The sequence below is a fragment of the Oculatella sp. LEGE 06141 genome (assembly GCF_015207605.1).
In the GTDB taxonomy this organism is placed as follows: Bacteria; Cyanobacteriota; Cyanobacteriia; order Elainellales; family Elainellaceae; genus Oculatella.
In genome coordinates this window covers 1-16,417 of the sequence record NZ_JADEWO010000038.1, presented here as the reverse complement: position 1 = coordinate 16,417, position 16,417 = coordinate 1, and the positions used below count along the sequence as shown (strand labels likewise).

The 16,417-nt window shown below is 51.0% G+C and carries 19 protein-coding genes; 9 read left to right on the top strand and 10 right to left on the bottom strand.

Features of this window, described 5'->3' with window-relative positions:
* Nucleotides 1–57 precede the first annotated feature (57 nt).
* From IQ268_RS21855 to IQ268_RS21835, 5 genes are all read left to right on the top strand, one after another.
* Entirely contained in the window at nt 58–525 is a 468-nt protein-coding gene (locus tag IQ268_RS21855; RefSeq protein WP_193883691.1) for a hydrocarbon-binding protein, read from the top strand.
* 73 nt (nt 526–598) lie between these two features.
* Nucleotides 599–970, top strand: a complete 372-nt coding sequence (locus IQ268_RS21850) for a roadblock/LC7 domain-containing protein (RefSeq protein WP_193883689.1) — start codon at nt 599–601, stop codon at nt 968–970.
* A gap of 83 nt (nt 971–1,053) precedes the next feature.
* Nucleotides 1,054–1,908, top strand: a complete 855-nt coding sequence (locus IQ268_RS21845; protein WP_193883688.1) for a DUF4388 domain-containing protein — start codon at nt 1,054–1,056, stop codon at nt 1,906–1,908.
* Entirely contained in the window at nt 1,908–2,456 is a 549-nt protein-coding gene (locus IQ268_RS21840) for an ATP/GTP-binding protein (RefSeq protein ID WP_193883686.1), read from the top strand. The genes IQ268_RS21845 and IQ268_RS21840 overlap by 1 nt, the downstream gene beginning before the upstream one ends.
* Nucleotides 2,457–2,762: 306 nt before the next feature.
* Complete coding sequence (locus IQ268_RS21835; protein WP_193883684.1) at nt 2,763–2,984, top strand: acetyltransferase; 222 nt, start codon at nt 2,763–2,765, stop codon at nt 2,982–2,984.
* A gap of 7 nt (nt 2,985–2,991) precedes the next feature.
* Here the strand turns inward: IQ268_RS21835 and IQ268_RS21830 are convergent, their stop codons facing one another.
* A complete protein-coding gene (locus IQ268_RS21830; protein ID WP_193883789.1) occupies nt 2,992–4,191 on the bottom strand; it encodes a Coenzyme F420 hydrogenase/dehydrogenase, beta subunit C-terminal domain in 1,200 nt (399 codons plus the stop codon).
* A gap of 387 nt (nt 4,192–4,578) precedes the next feature.
* Here IQ268_RS21830 and IQ268_RS21825 point away from each other — a divergent pair, with 387 nt between their 5' ends.
* Nucleotides 4,579–5,034 carry a DUF4383 domain-containing protein gene (locus IQ268_RS21825; protein ID WP_193883682.1) on the top strand — a complete coding sequence of 152 codons (456 nt, stop codon included), beginning with the start codon at nt 4,579–4,581 and terminating at the stop codon, nt 5,032–5,034.
* Nucleotides 5,035–5,127: 93 nt separating this feature from the next.
* On the opposite strand, the gene IQ268_RS21820 is transcribed toward IQ268_RS21825, so the two are convergent.
* The 6 genes from IQ268_RS21820 to IQ268_RS21795 all read right to left on the bottom strand — a co-directional run bounded on the left by IQ268_RS21820 (nt 5,128) and on the right by IQ268_RS21795 (nt 10,753).
* Nucleotides 5,128–5,949, bottom strand: coding sequence for an A24 family peptidase (locus tag IQ268_RS21820; protein WP_193883680.1), 822 nt, complete (start codon nt 5,947–5,949; stop codon nt 5,128–5,130).
* Nucleotides 5,950–5,965: 16 nt separating this feature from the next.
* Nucleotides 5,966–6,232, bottom strand: a complete 267-nt coding sequence (locus IQ268_RS21815) for a hypothetical protein (RefSeq protein ID WP_193883787.1) — start codon at nt 6,230–6,232, stop codon at nt 5,966–5,968.
* Nucleotides 6,233–6,413: 181 nt separating this feature from the next.
* The gene (gene leuB / locus IQ268_RS21810; RefSeq protein WP_193883678.1) at nt 6,414–7,499 is read right to left on the bottom strand and encodes a 3-isopropylmalate dehydrogenase; all 1,086 of its coding nucleotides are present in this window, start codon (nt 7,497–7,499) and stop codon (nt 6,414–6,416) included.
* Between the two features lie 233 nt (nt 7,500–7,732).
* Entirely contained in the window at nt 7,733–8,512 is a 780-nt protein-coding gene (locus IQ268_RS21805) for a WecB/TagA/CpsF family glycosyltransferase (protein ID WP_193883676.1), read from the bottom strand.
* Nucleotides 8,509–9,729 carry a hypothetical protein gene (locus tag IQ268_RS21800; RefSeq protein ID WP_228035615.1) on the bottom strand — a complete coding sequence of 407 codons (1,221 nt, stop codon included), beginning with the start codon at nt 9,727–9,729 and terminating at the stop codon, nt 8,509–8,511. The genes IQ268_RS21805 and IQ268_RS21800 overlap by 4 nt, the downstream gene beginning before the upstream one ends.
* A gap of 712 nt (nt 9,730–10,441) precedes the next feature.
* On the bottom strand, nt 10,442–10,753 hold the full coding sequence (locus tag IQ268_RS21795) for a hypothetical protein (RefSeq protein WP_193883783.1): 312 nt from the start codon (nt 10,751–10,753) through the stop codon (nt 10,442–10,444).
* A gap of 529 nt (nt 10,754–11,282) precedes the next feature.
* On the opposite strand from IQ268_RS21795, the gene IQ268_RS21790 reads away from it, so the two are divergent.
* Both IQ268_RS21790 and IQ268_RS21785 read left to right on the top strand, forming a co-directional pair.
* On the top strand, nt 11,283–12,179 hold the full coding sequence (locus tag IQ268_RS21790; RefSeq protein ID WP_228035614.1) for a CoB--CoM heterodisulfide reductase iron-sulfur subunit B family protein: 897 nt from the start codon (nt 11,283–11,285) through the stop codon (nt 12,177–12,179).
* 201 nt (nt 12,180–12,380) lie between these two features.
* Nucleotides 12,381–12,899, top strand: coding sequence for a MarR family winged helix-turn-helix transcriptional regulator (locus IQ268_RS21785; protein WP_193883674.1), 519 nt, complete (start codon nt 12,381–12,383; stop codon nt 12,897–12,899).
* Nucleotides 12,900–12,927: 28 nt separating this feature from the next.
* Here IQ268_RS21785 and IQ268_RS21780 read toward each other — a convergent pair whose 3' ends face one another.
* Both IQ268_RS21780 and IQ268_RS21775 read right to left on the bottom strand, forming a co-directional pair.
* Entirely contained in the window at nt 12,928–13,389 is a 462-nt protein-coding gene (locus tag IQ268_RS21780) for a hypothetical protein (RefSeq protein ID WP_193883672.1), read from the bottom strand.
* Between the two features lie 236 nt (nt 13,390–13,625).
* The gene (locus tag IQ268_RS21775; RefSeq protein ID WP_193883670.1) at nt 13,626–14,312 is read right to left on the bottom strand and encodes a hypothetical protein; all 687 of its coding nucleotides are present in this window, start codon (nt 14,310–14,312) and stop codon (nt 13,626–13,628) included.
* Nucleotides 14,313–14,588: 276 nt separating this feature from the next.
* Here IQ268_RS21775 and cbiE point away from each other — a divergent pair, with 276 nt between their 5' ends.
* The gene (gene cbiE, locus IQ268_RS21770; RefSeq protein WP_193883668.1) at nt 14,589–15,857 is read left to right on the top strand and encodes a precorrin-6y C5,15-methyltransferase (decarboxylating) subunit CbiE; all 1,269 of its coding nucleotides are present in this window, start codon (nt 14,589–14,591) and stop codon (nt 15,855–15,857) included.
* 5 nt (nt 15,858–15,862) lie between these two features.
* On the opposite strand, the gene IQ268_RS21765 is transcribed toward cbiE, so the two are convergent.
* Nucleotides 15,863–16,417, bottom strand: a 555-nt coding sequence (locus IQ268_RS21765; RefSeq protein WP_193883666.1) for a CPBP family intramembrane glutamic endopeptidase, incomplete at its 5' end; no start/stop codon positions are given.

Sequence of the window (16,417 nt, the reverse complement as noted above, 5' to 3'; positions counted from 1 at the left end):
ATGCAGTTATGTGCGGTGTTATCGTCGAGGGACTGAATTTCTTTCGAGACGTTTATCATGTCTGCACTTCGACCAAAGTTAGATGACTACAGCAGCATCGTCTGCACCAAAGCCATAATTCTCGGTATGGAAGATGCCTTGGGCGCTAAGGCAACTGCGATCGCCCTCACCGCTGCAGGTCGCAAACGTGGCAAAAGTTTGGTTCAATCCCTGGGTCTATCCAAGACCTCAGAGTCCTTAGAAGAAGTCACTGCTAAGCTACAAGCCGCCTTAGGAGAACAGGGCACTCGCCTTTGCCTGATCCACAACATTGAACAAACAGACGACGGTTTCAAGGTTTACGTTACCGAAGATATTTGCACTTCGGGTGAACCTCAAGGCTCTGACCGCAAGTGCCTGTTTACCCTGGGTGCCGTCTGGGGAGCACTCGAAGAGGTTGTGGGCAAACGGTTTCAGGGTAAACACACCGACTCTGTGTTGCAAGGGGCTTCCCAAAACGTTTTTGAGTTTAAACCGTTCGCCTGAAATCAAACAAATTTAATTCTCGGTGCGCTTCTATCATTCCAACTACAAAAATTACTAATCGCAGGAGTTAGTCATGGCAATTAACCTCATGAGTCTTGAGTTAATTTTGCAGAGCTTTGTCAGCCAAACCGCTGATATTCAAGGTGCAGCCCTCGTTTCTTTAGACGGTTTAACGCTGGCAACCAGCTTGCCCTCTAGCATGGACGAAGAAAGAGTTGCGGCAATGTCTGCCGCAATGCTGTCGTTGGGCGAACGAATTTGTCAGGAATTGGCACGCGGTACAATCGATCGCCTATTCGTGGAAGGTAATCAGGGATATGCAGTACTCATGGGTTTCAGTGAAGATGCAGTGCTGCTAGTCCTGGCGTCTTCCTCCGTGAAGCAAGGACTGATGATGCTTGAGATCAAGCGCCTCATTGCAGAACTCAAGAGCACCTTGAACTAAAAGACCTGTTGTCCAGAAGATGATACGGAGCATCTTCTGGATAACCCATTACATTTAACCCTGTTTCAGTTGAGGATTATCGTATGGCCATCACTGGCCGTCTGGCTGTCATCTCCCTTGCAGAAATCTTGCAAATTATAGACCGAGGTCGCAAAACAGGCTTATTAACCATTCAGACTGCACCAGACAACCAGCTCGAACAACTGCATTATGTTTGGTTTCGCCAGGGTCGCATTGTTGCTGCTGCCCATCGTCTTGACCACACCGAACTCATTTCTATGCTAGTGAAGCGCAATTGGATAGAGGCCAGCACTGCATCAGAATTGAACAAACAGCACGCCCTTGACCGACCTCTTGGCATGTATCTCCAGTCCCAGGGCGTGTTGCAAGCCGAGCAACTCAAATTGTTATTTCATGCCCAGGTGCTACAGCGAGTCTGCGCGCTGTTCAAGTTTAGAGATGGACGCTTTCAGTTTGATCCCACGGTTGTGCCTTCCAAAGCGGAAATGACCGGGCTTAGCATCTCCATTCCTGAAGTCATTCTGTTAGGATTGCGCGTCTTAAAAGATTGGGAGCCTTTGTTAGAAGGGTTGCCCAAGCTAGATTCAGCTCTGGTAAAGCTCAGTCCAAAATTAACCCTTCAGTTAGACATCATAGAGCGAGAAATTTGGGATCTGGCATCCGCCACAATCTCCATTCGCGAGATCGCTAACCGTTCTGCATTCTCGTTTGAGGCCGTGCAGCAGGCCGCGTTTCGATTAGTCACTATTGGCTTAGTAAAAGAAGTTCTGGTCAGTTCCACCGTCGCTAAAATTGACTCGGTAGAGAACTCGGTAGAGAACTCGGTAGACAACTTCTCAATGGAAGCACCTGAACAACAGCCAGTGTCCCGTTTCTTCCTAAAGAATTTACTAGGATTTTTAAGGAGTAAAGTTTGATGGAGTTGATGCGGCTCGTCATTACAGGAACAGTGGGTGCAGGAAAAAGTACGTTCATTCGTACCGTCAGTGAAATAGAAGTTGTCGATACCGATCGCAAGCCAACCGATGCCACAGCATCCATGAAAAAAAGTACAACTGTGGCTATGGATTTTGGCAGGTTCACCTTTGGCTCAGACATGAGGCTGCACCTATACGGCACGCCAGGGCAAACCAGGTTTGACTTTATGTGGGAGTTGTTGGCTATAAAAGCCAATGCCTTAATTCTGTTGGTGGCGGCTCACCGTCCTGAAGATTTTCGTGCCGCCCGACAAACGATGGCGTTTATCAATCAACGGGTCAAAATTCCCATGCTACTGGGTGTAACCCACACTGATTGCGAAGGGGCTTGGTCGGTTGAAGATGTGGCATTGGCGATGGGATATGACGACCAAAGTATGCCGTTTCGGGTTGTTGCAGTGAATGCAAATGACAAAGAGTCGGTCATTCAAGCCTTAATTGCATTAGTGGAACATTATATGTCTGTGGAAGAACTGGGCATCCACTGAAGCATGAGACTGAAAAAGGCGCATAACGATCGACAACCAGGCTTTCTCCACAACCAGAACTGCCGGACTAATAACAATGACGTTGTTAGATGGAGTTGGCGGTCAACGCAGGCTGTCGTGCAGGGGTAAAGGCAAGGATGAAAGATGGGCTAAGCGGATCGATCGCTCCTTAAGCTGGGCGATCGCCCCTCATCCCTTCCGACAGAGAAATGTTGAGAGTCGTTCTGGCGATAGACGTTGAATACTATAGAGATCGCTATTGTGCAAGGTGTTAGACCTAAATGCACTTCAAGTAGATAAGAATATATGTTGCTTCAAGAAAAAGCCTCTGGCGACCTGATTGAAATCCTAGAGGTCAAAGATCTGATTGACCCCAGCAAAGACACCATCAGCGGCCAAGCTCAAGGCGGCCAAAACGAACAGCCGCCCGAATCCTTTGGCAAAAACGACTTAAAGTTTCCCTCTGGCGAAGAATTGCCCCGCTGCTGGCTCGATGCCAACTATCGCCAGAATATGCCTCCCCAATAATGCAGGATTAGTCGGGTAACTGATACTGCCCTACAATCTGCTTGGCATACTCTGGCACATGCGCCTCCAGCTTTTCGGGATAATTCCGCTTCACGTACAGATAATTGCGCGTGAAGTGAGAATCTATTGAAAAGCGAGCATATTCCAGCCCTTTGGGACCGATTTTTTCAATTACAACGCCCATCAACGTTGCCGCCCACATGGGCAACGTCACCCCTTTGTCGTAGGCTGGAATACTTTGCTGCACGGCTTTTTTGCGATCGCCCTGCGACATCACAGGCTGTGTCTCAATCTGATCCTGCACCACATCCAGCAACTCCTGGCCGCGATCGTTCCGCACCACAATCCACTGCCAGCCAAAGGGTGCGCCCATGTAGCCCACCACCAAATCTGCCAGCGAGTTGACATAGTCGAAACAGCTCATGCACGATGGCGCAAACACGTCTTTAAGCTTGTTCGTCTTCAAGCCAAAGAAAGGTACCGTTTCAGTGGAGCCATCTTCGTGCTTGAAATGAACCCGAAAATCTTGCATGAATTCGTAGTGAACCACCGTGTCGGGCGATCGACTGGTTGTATCTAAAAACGTTTGTAAGCCCTCGCGGGTCACATTATCGACACAGGGCGTTCCCAATACATAAAGCTTTTCTAAGCCTAGCTCTTTCTCAACGGCTCGGAGTGCCTGAATTTGGCAACCGACGCCAATCACTAGCAGCCGTTTCATGCCCGACTGTTCAATCTGCTCTAGCACCGAGAGATTGGGCGAAAGCGTAGGCTTGTTCACCCGTGCCGCCAGTACTTCATCGGCTGTGCGAGCAATCACAGGCATCGGCTGAAAGCGATCGTCCTTCGTATTTTGGACACAGACAACCCCTTCCACCAAACCACGATTCAGCATTTCAATGGCGATCGAACTGACAATACCTGTCCACTGCGCTCCTTCGATCGGTTCATGCTTGCGAGCCGCCATCATTTGCTGACGCACACCAAAATACCAATCGTTTTGATCCTCTAAATTGCGCGATCGCCCGTGAACAGCGGCTTCCAGTTCTGCAACCTGCTGATTTAGAAAGGCACACGCTTCTTTTACGTAGTGGACGTAATAGGTATCACATAGTCCACATTCACTACACAATTCCTTTGCCGGACGGCGGCTACCCGGTTTAAGCGCCTTCGCTTTTTTATGCTTTAGAGAATCTGCCAGAGTCATGTGTAACGTTGCGTTTTGATGTCCAGATGTAACTGTTCTTAAAATACCGTCTGTTGGGGAAGCGCGATCGCTCCAACCGATCGACCGACACATTAATTATGCTTTCTGCCGGGCTGCATCTAATGGAGCAGCAGAATCACTCTCACGTCCACGTTGGATGAGCCGCAAATTTTCTCTCCCGACTGTATTTTAACGTCCCCCCTCACAATGCTTTAAGTCCTTCTCTGGGTGCATTTCACAATTTTTCAAATTCAGTTGAATTGAATTTGAATAGACACAAACAGAGCTTGGAGCTAAACGCTTAAAGCAACACGTTATCACGCCCCTTAACTTTGGATGAACCAAAGTACTCAAGTATTCAACCATTAGGAAAAAAGGAGATTTGACGTGGCAACTCGCAATTTTGCCTTAATTATTGGCATCGTTTTTGTGGCGATCGGCATCAGTGGATTTGTTCCTGGATTGGTAACACCAGCACCAATGGAACCCAACAGCCTGGTCGTTGATACCGGGTACGGCTATTTAATGGGGCTGTTTCCCATCAATATCTTCCACAACATTGTGCATTTAACCGTTGGCGCTTTGGGAATTATTTCATCTAGAACTCCCAGAAATGCCTGGTACTATGCAGTAGGTCTCATGCTGTTCTATAGCCTGTTGGCGGCTATGGGCTTCCTTCCCGTCCTGGGGACATCAATGGGGTTAATTCCCATTTTTGGTCACGACATCTGGCTCCATGCCGGGACGGCCTTCCTTGCCGGTTACTTTGCTTTTGTAAGACCTTCTCCAGAAGTTGGAATGGATGGCCCCACCAGACAGCAAATGCCCGGTGGCGCACGCTAAGAAAGTTTTGTTCTGAAGCGAGCTAATAATTAGAGATCATGCAAAGTGGATCGAGGTTTGGCAATCGCTGAGCCTCGATGCTCTATGAGCGCTTTAAAGGGTGGGAAAGAAGGTGTGGACGTAGGTAGAAATAATGGCATCTCCAAAGAAGACTGCCAACGCAGCACCGATTGCCAGGAAGGGACCAAACGGCATCGGCTGTCGTCGGTCAAGCAGACCGATCGCCATTGCCCCACCGCCTGCAAATGCCCCGATTGCACAGGCCAAAAATCCGGTTAACAATAAATATTTCCAGCCGAGCCACGCGCCAATCATCCCTGCAAGTTTGGCATCGCCGCCGCCCATTGCCGTTTGCCCAAAGGCGATCGACCCCAATAGTGTGATCAGGTCAAACAGCCATACGCCAATCACCGCTCCCAAAATGCCGACCATCAGCCGATTGGCGACACCTGAAACGCTGGAGGTTTCCGTCCAACCGAGCGCGGCTTGAAACACCAAACCTGCCGCCAGGCCAGATTTCGTTAGCGAGTTGGGCAACGTCATTGTATCCAGGTCAATCAGCGAAAGCGCCAACAGCCAGCTTAGAAATGCCCAAAACCCGATCGCCGGTAACGGCAGATTGAATGACCAAAACACCAGCAAAAACAGCATCCCTGTTGTGGCTTCAATGATGGGATACCGAACTGGAATGGGAGTCTTACAATAGCGACAACGCCCCCGCAGCCACAGCCAGCCGAACACGGGGACGTTGTCATGCTTCGATAAGCGATGCAAGCACTTGGGACAGCGGGACGGCGGAAACAGAAGCGATAACCCGGCTGGAATTCGGTAGATCACCACATTCAGGAAGCTGCCGATACAGATCCCAAACATGAAGACAAAGAGGCTTGCCAACCCTGAATACAGCAGATCCATCTGCTTTATCTACTCGCTAATAAAGCTCCGCCTCAATTTGGTTGAGCGGAACAAAACATTCTTGCGGCAACAAAACGGGTTTGCTCCCAAAGATGAGTTTGCCCCGATAGGAAAAGCGATCGATCGCTACTCCTATCGGTTTTTGCACTTGCTCAGGATGCACCTCATAATAAGTGCGATAAATCTGCCGTGCCCCTTGCAAAATCGATGGGTCTAATAGGGCTGAAAATTCAAACGAACCAAATTCACCAGCGGCTCTTGGATCAAAGCCCGGTCTGGTGATGTCGTTGTATGCAGTGCCTTGTTGGGATGTATACACCACCCGTCTACCCTCTCTTAACTAGCTAGACTCTATTCCATCTGTATCCCTACGGCAAGGGGAGAAAATACGATGGTGGCTGAGTTCTAAAAATAGGATTCAGCAATCACCGATCCCCTGGCTAAATTCTTTGAACCCAACTCCATCAAGCTTCTAGTGCCTTAAGCAGCGCTTCTCCCATTGCCTGACAACCCACCAGTTGCATTCCAGGGGACATGATATCCCCCGTTCGTAACCCCTGATCCAACACGGTTAAAACAGCTTTTTCAATGCGGTCAGCCGCTTCGGGTTCGTTTAAGCCATAGCGGAGCATCATTGCTCCGCTGAGTACCTGGGCGATCGGGTTGGCCTTGTCTTGTCCGGCAATGTCGGGTGCAGAACCGTGAACGGGTTCATACACGCCAGGATTGGCCTCACCGAGGCTGGCAGACGGCAACATCCCGATACTGCCGGTGAGCATCGCTGCCGCATCTGAGAGGATGTCACCGAATAGATTCCCGGTGACGATCGTGTCGAACTGCCTGGGGGCGCGTACGAGCTGCATGGCGGCATTATCAACATACAGATGCGATACTTCAACATCAGGATAGTCGCTGGCTAGTTGTGTGATGCGATCGCGCCACAGTTGCGACACCTCCAGCACATTTGCCTTATCGACGGAGCACAGCCTGCTCTGCCGCTTGCGGGCAATATCAAAGGCGACTCGGCCAATGCGATCGATTTCGCTGTCGGTATAGGCCATCGTATTAACGCCCCGCTTTTCGCCTGTTTCGGTGGCAAAAATTCCCTTCGGCTGACCAAAATAAATGCCGCCCGTGAGTTCTCGCACGACCATGATGTCTACCCCATCCACAATCTCTCGCTTCAGCGAGGAGGCATCAATCAGTTGCGGCAAAATTTTGGCAGGACGCAAATTAGCGAAAAGACCTAAGCCAGCCCGTAGCCCCAGCAATCCTCGTTCCGGGCGACTGTTGTTAGGCAACGAATCCCATTTGTAACCGCCGATCGCTGCTAGCAATACAGCATCACTGTTACGGCACGTATCCAGGGTTTCGGCAGGGAGCGGGTTGCCCGTGGCATCGATCGCGGCTCCACCAATCAGAGCGTCCTGAAACTCAAACTGGAGGTTTAGCATCTGCCCCACTCGCTTCAGCACTGCTACGGCCACCGACGTAATTTCGGGGCCAATTCCATCACCGGGTAATAGCGTAATGCGGTAGTGCTTTGTCATGGGTTGCAGTGCTTGCAGAAATGAACATTTTCCAGATTAGGCGATCATGGAACGATCCTCACCATGCACCTTTAATTCTTCAAGCGGATAACGCTGCAACACCGAATGAGAAAAGGGATGGCTTGCAGGAGGGAGACCTCCCAAAACCATCCCACTGCATCGATTTTAAGGCGGGTAGCGATCGCCCTTCTACTACTAACGGAGAGCCTCAGGCAAGGTGGGTTAATGCCCGACTAAGACGACGCTTTAACGGATTCTCGTCTGATGGTTTTGCTAACCGCTATGCGAAGCATTTCTATCAACACCTGAACCGCAAACTGCGAATTCGTGGTTAAGTAGCGTTTTCCCAGACGACGCGGTTCTTGCATCAGCCGATATAGCCACTCAAACCCCACCTCTTGCATCCAGTAGGGAGCCCGCTGTTTGCGTCCAGAAATCACTTCAAAGCTGCCGCCAACCCCGATCGCCAAGTTAACGCCCAGGTTTGCCCAATGGTCGGCAATAAAGTTTTCCTGGCGGGGAACGCCCATCCCTACCAGCAGAATATTGGCTCCGCTGCGGCGAATAGCTTCGACCCGTTGCGGGGCGATCGCTTCATTAAAATAACCGTCATCAAATCCGCAAATCCGCAGACTGGGATATTTTGCCTGCATCGCCTCTGCCGTTGCCCGAATCACGTCTTGATTCGCTCCTAATAAATAGACACCAAACTGCTTTTGGGCGGCGCGGCTGGCTAACGCATCAATCAAATCAATTCCCGTAACGCGTTCGGGCAGTCCTTGAGAGAGCCAGTGGGATGCCCAGACAACGGGTTGTCCGTCTGCAACCGTGAGGGCTGCATTTTCAACAAACGATCGCAGCTTTGGATCGGAGGCCATCATCATCAGGATGGCTACATTCACTGTACAAAGGTAGCCACGTCGGTTTGATTCGATCAGATCCGTAGCCCAATCAACGGTTTCGGCGGTGGTAACGTGGTCAAAGTTGCCGTGTAAGACTTGTACTCTGCTCATCGTTCGGTTCTCACTAGCAGCAGCAAGGCATCAACAAAGAACTTGGCAGCCCAGTTTGGATAAGAGAGGCGTGTATACGTTCCCCAAATAGGATGTGAGCCTTTGATACCGCCCCGAATGTTGGGATCGGAGGTGCGAATGTCCTGGCACGCCATTACATACCGCAGGCTGCTAGCCGCCGATTCGTAGTACCAGCGCTCCTGATTTTGGGCAAACAGCTTCAGCCAAATGATGGCCATCTGGCAGTTGCCCGTGAGGCAACAATAACGCCCGTGCGGTTTGCCGTTCAGGTCAATTTGCCCTGGGATAAAGCCATCGGCGCGGACGTGGGAGGTCATGGCGATCGCCCCTGCGTTTGCCGCATTCAGGTAGGTTTGGTCGTTAAGCAACAAACCCGACTCCAGCAGGCCGCGAATAGCATAGGCGATCGTGTGGGTAAAGGGAGCTACCCCAGGCGTGAAGGCGCACTGGTCGAATAGCCCATGCTGCTGCTGGCTCACCGCCCAGTCCAAGTTGGCGCGGGCAACCCGCTCTCGATCGGGGGTAGGGTGCAATTGATGAAGCTGCAACAGTGCCCAGGCGACTCGCGTGTTGTACACGTGAGGAATGCCGTTGTGGGTGTTTTTGGTCCAGCGGCCTTCTGCATCAGCAACGTTCACCAACCAGTCTCCAGCTCGATTGGCCGCCTGCAAAAATTTGGGATCGTTGGTTTCCTGGAAGGCGCGAACCAGCCCCAACAACACCTGACCCGTATCAAAAACGATGCCCCCCGACCCATAGCGCGGATCGGAAATGGAACCGTCGGCGTTTTGCATTTGCACACACCAGTTGGCGATCGCGATCGCCCGTTCCCTGGAGTCATCCTTGGCATACTGATGCCAGTCAAAAAAGGTGACCGCAATATAGCCAGAGGTTTCGCGATAGGAAGGACGCCAACCGCCCTTGAGCGAATATCCCCAACTCACCCCGTCATTTGGAGAAACATCGTGTGCCCGCTTCAACCACTGCACAGCCTCCTCTAAATGGGTCTCCGGATCGGAAAGATGACCTGGTTTGATTAACAAATCCTTGGCGGCTCTTGCTGTAAAAGAACGTAACAGCGACCAGGAGTTAATTCCATCTGGCTGAGCTGAGGATGCAGCAGGAGCAATCTGGACAGACGACTGAGTAGACTCGGCTGGCGCAGAGTCAGGAGTATGTTTATGGAGTACTTTCATGACCTACTCGTGAATTTACTGTTACTTGTTGTAGAACTGACAACAATAAGCAAATTGGTGAATGAGATGCATCAACTCAGGCCAATTCACAAAAGGGTGTTGAAGAAAGGTTAAGGGTTGAGATAATGAATTTCTTTGCTGTTTTATCAATCAATGAGTTCTATTGCTTTGATTGGCAAACAGGTCATATTCAAATTCGTTCAATCTGGCAGGGTAGCTAATAGTTTCAGAGCTTGCAGAACGTTCAGTCAAAAGTGTTGACGAGTATATCGCCCTAAAACAGTCGCAATAAACTGCCGTTTTCAATCTAAAACTCAGCAGATGCCCCACTGGCAAACGAGGTGCAGGATCGCTATCTTTTAGAATTGAACTGACAGTACTGAGTAACGGTGATGCAGTTTTGTTCTAAAGCCAGATTAAAGGATTGATTAGAGCAATGCTCCTGATTTTTTGTATCTTTATATACTCTTCAAGCGCTCTGAGATAACCCGTTCAGTTTATAAAGCTCTGATAAATTGGGGTGGCAATCCACTCGTACAACTACGGTTAAGGTGAACTTTTATGATCACAGAGGAGAGGCTTGCGCCTGTAGCAAGCCACGACCCACAGCGCCATCCGGATCGACCAGTCATCTCTGCCGATAAGCCCCGCAGCATCTGCACCAACCTGCAACTCTTGTTTGACAGCATCCCAATTCAGCCTGTTATTGCCGTTAGCGGTGAGCCAAAAACTCAATTTGAGGCAGCAACGGATCTTGAACAATGCCCACGCCGCTAAAGCCCCAACGGTCTAACAACTTACCTAACTGGCTTCCAGAAACGGATTCCACGGCAAAGCGATCGGCCACATCAGCACCGTGGGTGTTGAGGTAGCTCAGCGCATCAAAGTGTTCCTTAAACATCAATAGAAAACCAGGGTCTGCGTGTGGCGGCGCATCAGCAGAGGTCGCTTTTGCTTTGGGGCGAGCGACTAAGTATTGTCCGTCAGTTTTTGAACGAATCAGATAGAAAAGTTGGGAGAGTATCATGGTTCGATTCTCGCAAATCGGTTGCCCCAGCGATCGCTTGTCTTTTTTCACATTGAAGCATTTCCGATCAGATTTAGATCAGCTCTGGCATAATCCAGTCCGAAGGCAGGATAGAAGAGGGTAGCAGTGGGTGGAATACAGCCATCCACCTTTTAGCAAATGACGTTTATTGGATGACGTTTATCCAATTGATTCGGATAATGGGATGTTTCGGGTAAGTTGTCCCACCCTGCCCCGGATACTGGTGAAAGTCAACTTGCTAGATATTAAGTGAATGTGCGAAGTCGCCACAGCCTGCTACAAACACGACATGATAGAAGCATGGCGTTTGGTGCTGAATGAACGCGATCGTTGCTGAATCACGGTATGAATTCGCCCCACAACCCGCCACTTCAGAGGACTTGCGAACCTTCAAAGTTCCCCAGAATGGGACGATTTAGGGGGCGATCCGAGTTAGATCCGCTCAACGATTTATCCGTCCATTCAGTAACGCCGCTTGTAGCACTTCCAATATTCTTTGTGATCCATGACGCTTAAATACGCTTATTTTCCTGGTTGTGTTGCCCAAGGAGCCTGTCGAGAACTTTACCAATCCACCAATGCCTTAACTCAGGCTCTTGGCATTGAGCTGGTTGAATTGAAGAAAGCTTCCTGCTGTGGGTCTGGAACGTTTAAAGAAGATTCGCAGTTGTTAGAAGATACGGTTAACGCTCGCAACATTGCACTGGCTGAATCGTTGGATTTGCCCCTATTGACCCATTGCAGTACCTGTCAGGGCGTGATCGGGCATGTGGATGAGCGGCTAAAGGCTGCTCAGGCTAACAATCCTGCCTATTTAGAGGAAGTTAACGGTTTTCTGAAGCAGGAAGGTTGCTCTCCCTACAAAGGCAGCACCACTGTGAAACACTTGCTGTGGGCACTGGTAGGTGACTATGGTTTAGCGAATGTGCAGCAACGAGTAACCCATAAACTCGCTGGGTTAAAGTGCGCCGCGTTTTATGGCTGCTATCTGCTGCGTGCCCAAGACCAGATCCCGTTTGACGATCCTCACAGCCCCGAATCGATGGAGAATGTGTTTCGGGCTATTGGTGCAACACCTGTTTACTATCGAGGACGGACGCAGTGCTGCGGTTGGCCTCTGTCTAGCTATGCAACAACGCAATCCTTTCAAATGGCTGGACGGCACATTCAAGAGGCGATCGCTCTGGAAGCCGACTGTATGGTTACTCCGTGTCCCTTGTGCCATCTCAACCTGGACTCGCGCCAGCCGGAAGTTGAAACGGTCATTGGGCAAAAGTTGGGGTTACCTGTGTTGCACTTATCGCAATTGGTGGCCTTGGCACTGGGTGTTCAGCCCAAAGAGCTGGGACTCGATCGCCACATCGTTTCTACCCGTCCAGTGTTAGAAAAACTGGGACTATAGCAGTGGGTGAAGATGGCTTATGGTTTGGTGTAGAGCGCAGACCTGCTTTGTTGGCAAACCGTTAAGTTTGCGCTCTAAAGGTTAAGGTTTCTCCTTTTTTCACTTAGCATATTTTTATTAAACGAGTGTCACAGTGAGTAAAATTACTGCAACACTGACGAATACGTTGAACATCACTGTAAATTCATCCCAATTTAATCAATGCTTCCTCATTCGGTTGACCAGGATATTAAGAACGTTGACCAGGCAACTGGTGATCAACCCGTTAATCCATCCTTTGTCGAGCAGTGGCGAGAAGTGATAGCCCCCTACGGTTTGGGATATCGCATTAAGATTCTTTCCCAACTGCAAGCGCGCAGGTTTCAGGAAAAGTTAGATCCGTTTGGCTTGACTCCGTTTCATTGGGTGGTGCTTTGCTGCCTGTGGGAGGAGGATGGGCTGTCTACATCCAGTATTGGCGACAAGTTGCAACAGGTTGGGGGTACCCTGACTGGGGTACTAGACCGCATGGAAGAACGCAGTCTGATTCGCAGAGAGCGCGATCGCCACGATCGGCGTGTCTGGCGAATTTGGCTAACGGAAGAGGGCGAAAAACTCCGAAGTGTGTTGCTCCCCATTGCCATCCAGGTGCGAGATGCCACCCTGGAAGGGTTGTCTCCTACAGACCGCCAGATGTTCTCACGGTTCATCGATCAGGCGATCGCAAACCTCCAGCCCTGAGGAATCAAACCTTCATCGTTGGGGCTTCTTAGCGGTTTAGGAGCCAGTACCACCCTGAGCCTTCGCGAATCAGCCAATCTGAATGGCGGCTGCGCTCGGGGAAGTGATGATCTAACAAGAGGTCATCAACGATTCGTCTGGATTCGGTAGGTCTGAAGGGGTGAAGATGAATCACAACTTCATCGCATTCTCCTGGAACTGCAATGCTGACTGATGTGGATGAGTCGTCCTGGGTCACGCGCATTGATGGATCACGCTGGATCAGACGTTCAACGCGTGAGGTACGGCTTGAGTGAAGGCAACGGATGCCCAGTACCTGCCCTGGCCCTGGATAATCCAGCAGGGATGGAACAACGGTAGAGCGTGGAGGTGGGGCATTGGTGTCTGCCTCAGAGGGTGAAACGGTTTGAGCCGCGACAAGCGGTGTCATTGCAAGATGAAGAGCGGCACCAAGGGCGATCGCTCCCTGCCAGATCAGGTGTTTAAACATAGCGGTTTCTCCGGGTAAAGCAACGGCCAGGGGTTTCCCTGGCGCTGCTGAAGTGTGGTGATTGATGGTAGTGCTACTGGTGTCGCAACACCGCTTGCCGTTGTTACCTTGCCAGTTGTTACCTTGCCATGAGGTTTGGGCTATGAAGTTTGGTGTTGCAGTGTCTTACTGTTATACAAATGTATTACAGTTTGCTATAGGCAAGGGAGCCTGGTGTATTAAAGAATACCTGCCCTCTAACGAGGGAGTGCGAGGAGGCCATCCACCTGTTCACCTCGGCGGCCTGCACGGATGCGATAGCGCTCAGTGAGATTATCTTCATGATTCATATCTCTAGCGGCTGCTGCTTCCACAAAAGCGTCGCAATTTCGACCCACAACTACTGTGGATGTTGCATTGCTGCTAGATTCTGAGCGGTTTGTCCGGCGATCGCTAGATTGGCTGGCATTCTGCGTTCCCTGACTCGATCCACTGCCGCTGGCACCGATGCCAAAGACGCTAAATCCACCGCCACCGCCATCGTTGTGGCTGCGTGATTGGCTAGAGCGATCGCTTCTTGAGTCGGAGAGCGCCAGTTGCGTGGCTGTATTGCGCGTGTTGTTGCCTAAACCAATATCGCTACATAAGGCTCTGGGGTCTTCCGCCAGCACGCCTGTATCAACCCAGGATTCGTGGTTGCCCAAGCCGCTGATCTCGCTGTTGCCAACGGCTTCCCCCGTTGGAGATTGGGTTGGACGACTACCCACACCAACCGCATTTCCCACAGCACCGCCGATGGGTGATAGTACCTGGGCAGGACTTACTCCAGGGCTGCTAAACAGTGGAGCCACTTGAGCCTCAAAGGGATTTGCAAAGGCGGGTAGAGTAGATGCGATCAGGGTGGTTGCAGCGATCAAAGAACCCGAAAGTTTGCGAAATTTCATACCTGTCCTCCAGATAGCGTTAGCGTTTTTGTGGTGTTCTGGGGGGTAAGCCCCCTTCGCTAACTACATAGGTATGAGGCTCAACCATTATGCAGTTCTGTGCCAAAGATCTCTACATCGACTTTCCATATCAAATTTCCATATCAAACAGTTTGACCGCAGGATGGCAGCAATCAGGCTCCGTTCATCATTGGTTATTGGGGTGATATTTCCAAAATGGCGTGCTTTGGGTGATGCGTGGTAAAGTCGCTAACTACAAACCTCAACATAGTAAACATGACTCCGGTGCAGGTGGTTGGAATTGGGCTAGACGGATCGGCAGGACTCGCGGCATCGGTTCGGCAGATGGTTGAGCAGGCAACAGTATTGGTGGGCAGTGTCCGTCATTTGAATTATTTTCCAGACCATCCGGCAGTCCGTCTCACTGTCAATGACATCCATCATGCTATGCAGGCGATTCGCCAGACCTTAGCGCTGGAGGCCGATCCGCGCATCGTGGTATTGGCCTCTGGCGATCCTCTCTTTTTTGGGCTGGGACGATTGCTGTTAGCAGAATTACCGCCCGACCAACTCACCTTTCATCCCCATCTCAGTGCAGTGCAATTGGCATTTAGTCGCGTTAAGCTGCCCTGGCAAGATGCCCGCCTGATTAGCGCTCATGGGCGATCGCTGGACGAATTAACCCGCGCGCTTCAGCAGGGAGCAGCCAAAATTGCGGTGCTAACGGATGGTAAAAACACGCCCGCTGCGATCGCCCATCTGCTGCTGGCGCTAGAGTTACCCAGCCACTACCAGCTCTGGGTGTGTGAAAATCTTGGTGGTCAAGAAGAGCGGGTGCAACCCTTTGTTGCTACCGATCTGGTGAATCGAACCTTTGATCCCTTAAATGTCGTGCTGCTATGCCGTTCTGATATGGCGCAACCGCTGGAGTTAGCGCATTTACCAGCGTTTGGGTTGCCCGACGGCTGCTTCCTCAGTTTTAGCGATCGCCCCGGGTTAATGACCAAACGCGAAGTTCGAATTTTAGTTTTAGGAGAGCTGGCACTACAGCCTCACCAAACCATCTGGGACATTGGTGCCGGAACTGGCTCCGTTTCAATTGAAATCGCGCGGCTGTTTCCCAGTTCCCGCCTCTATGCGATCGAACAGACGGCAGCCGGAACAGCGCTCATTGAACAGAATAAGGAGCGGTTTCAGGTTGAACATGTGAACGCTATCAACGGCACGGCTCCAGCCGCGTTAATGGATTTGCCCGCACCCGATCGCATCTTTATCGGTGGCAGCGGTGGCCATCTCGCTCAACTTCTGGAGGTTTGTGGTTCGAGGCTAGCGGTAAATGGGGTAATTGTGCTGGCACTGGCTACTTTAGAACATTTATCGATTGTCATGAACTGGCTGACACAGCAATCTACAGCGGCAGACGCGTGGCAGCATCGATGGCTTCAGGTTCAGCTTTCTCGCTCTGTGCCAGTGGGAACCTTAACTCGATATACGCCTCTCAATCCGGTAACGTTGCTAACGATCGCCAAATCCCTGCATCGATAAAGCCTTTACGGTTGGGGGGATGGCACAAACTGCCAGAGAACGGCTGCGGTCATGAGTAGAAAAAGGATGCCAAAAAGACCAGCCAATGGTTTGCCCTTTAACCCGGTCAACCATTCGCTGCCGTGGCCTGTGTAGGTGAACCGTTGCGTGGTGTCAAAACTGGCGATCGCCCAAACCCATCCAGCATGAAGCCCCCAGGCCAACCCCAGGTTGCCGCTATCAACCCAGCGAGCGACTACCAGCACCATGCCCATGAGCCATAGCCCAGGGAGTTGAGGAATGGTGTCCCGACCGTCCCACACTAAATGAAGCACGGCAAAAATGAGGCTGGCGATCGCTGCTGCGCCCCACCCTGGATAGGTTGGCTGCAATTGATTGAGTAAAAACCCGCGAAAAATTAGCTCCTCCGTGACACTGACCCACGTTCCCAGCAGCAGCGTTGACAGTAGAATCGAGGTTAACTTGGCGGCTGGTTGCTTCTGCTCAGATGGGGTTGCCGTTGCTGAACGCCACATTAGCCAACCTAGCCCCCACTCCGCCAGGAACAACAGGCCCAGCCC

Bases quoted from the DNA above. Each gene is read 5' to 3' on its own strand.
- IQ268_RS21855 (WP_193883691.1), top strand. From the start codon at position 58: ATGTCTGCACTTCGACCAAAGTTAGATGACTACAGCAGCATCGTCTGC.
- IQ268_RS21850 (WP_193883689.1), top strand. From the start codon at position 599: ATGGCAATTAACCTCATGAGTCTTGAGTTAATTTTGCAGAGCTTTGTC.
- IQ268_RS21845 (WP_193883688.1), top strand. From the start codon at position 1,054: ATGGCCATCACTGGCCGTCTGGCTGTCATCTCCCTTGCAGAAATCTTG.
- IQ268_RS21840 (WP_193883686.1), top strand. From the start codon at position 1,908: ATGGAGTTGATGCGGCTCGTCATTACAGGAACAGTGGGTGCAGGAAAA.
- IQ268_RS21835 (WP_193883684.1), top strand. From the start codon at position 2,763: ATGTTGCTTCAAGAAAAAGCCTCTGGCGACCTGATTGAAATCCTAGAG.
- IQ268_RS21830 (WP_193883789.1), bottom strand. From the start codon at position 4,191: ATGACTCTGGCAGATTCTCTAAAGCATAAAAAAGCGAAGGCGCTTAAA.
- IQ268_RS21820 (WP_193883680.1), bottom strand. From the start codon at position 5,949: ATGGATCTGCTGTATTCAGGGTTGGCAAGCCTCTTTGTCTTCATGTTT.
- leuB (WP_193883678.1), bottom strand. From the start codon at position 7,499: ATGACAAAGCACTACCGCATTACGCTATTACCCGGTGATGGAATTGGC.
- IQ268_RS21805 (WP_193883676.1), bottom strand. From the start codon at position 8,512: ATGAGCAGAGTACAAGTCTTACACGGCAACTTTGACCACGTTACCACC.
- IQ268_RS21800 (WP_228035615.1), bottom strand. From the start codon at position 9,729: ATGAAAGTACTCCATAAACATACTCCTGACTCTGCGCCAGCCGAGTCT.
- IQ268_RS21790 (WP_228035614.1), top strand. From the start codon at position 11,283: ATGACGCTTAAATACGCTTATTTTCCTGGTTGTGTTGCCCAAGGAGCC.
- IQ268_RS21785 (WP_193883674.1), top strand. From the start codon at position 12,381: ATGCTTCCTCATTCGGTTGACCAGGATATTAAGAACGTTGACCAGGCA.
- IQ268_RS21780 (WP_193883672.1), bottom strand. From the start codon at position 13,389: ATGTTTAAACACCTGATCTGGCAGGGAGCGATCGCCCTTGGTGCCGCT.
- IQ268_RS21775 (WP_193883670.1), bottom strand. From the start codon at position 14,312: ATGAAATTTCGCAAACTTTCGGGTTCTTTGATCGCTGCAACCACCCTG.
- cbiE (WP_193883668.1), top strand. From the start codon at position 14,589: ATGACTCCGGTGCAGGTGGTTGGAATTGGGCTAGACGGATCGGCAGGA.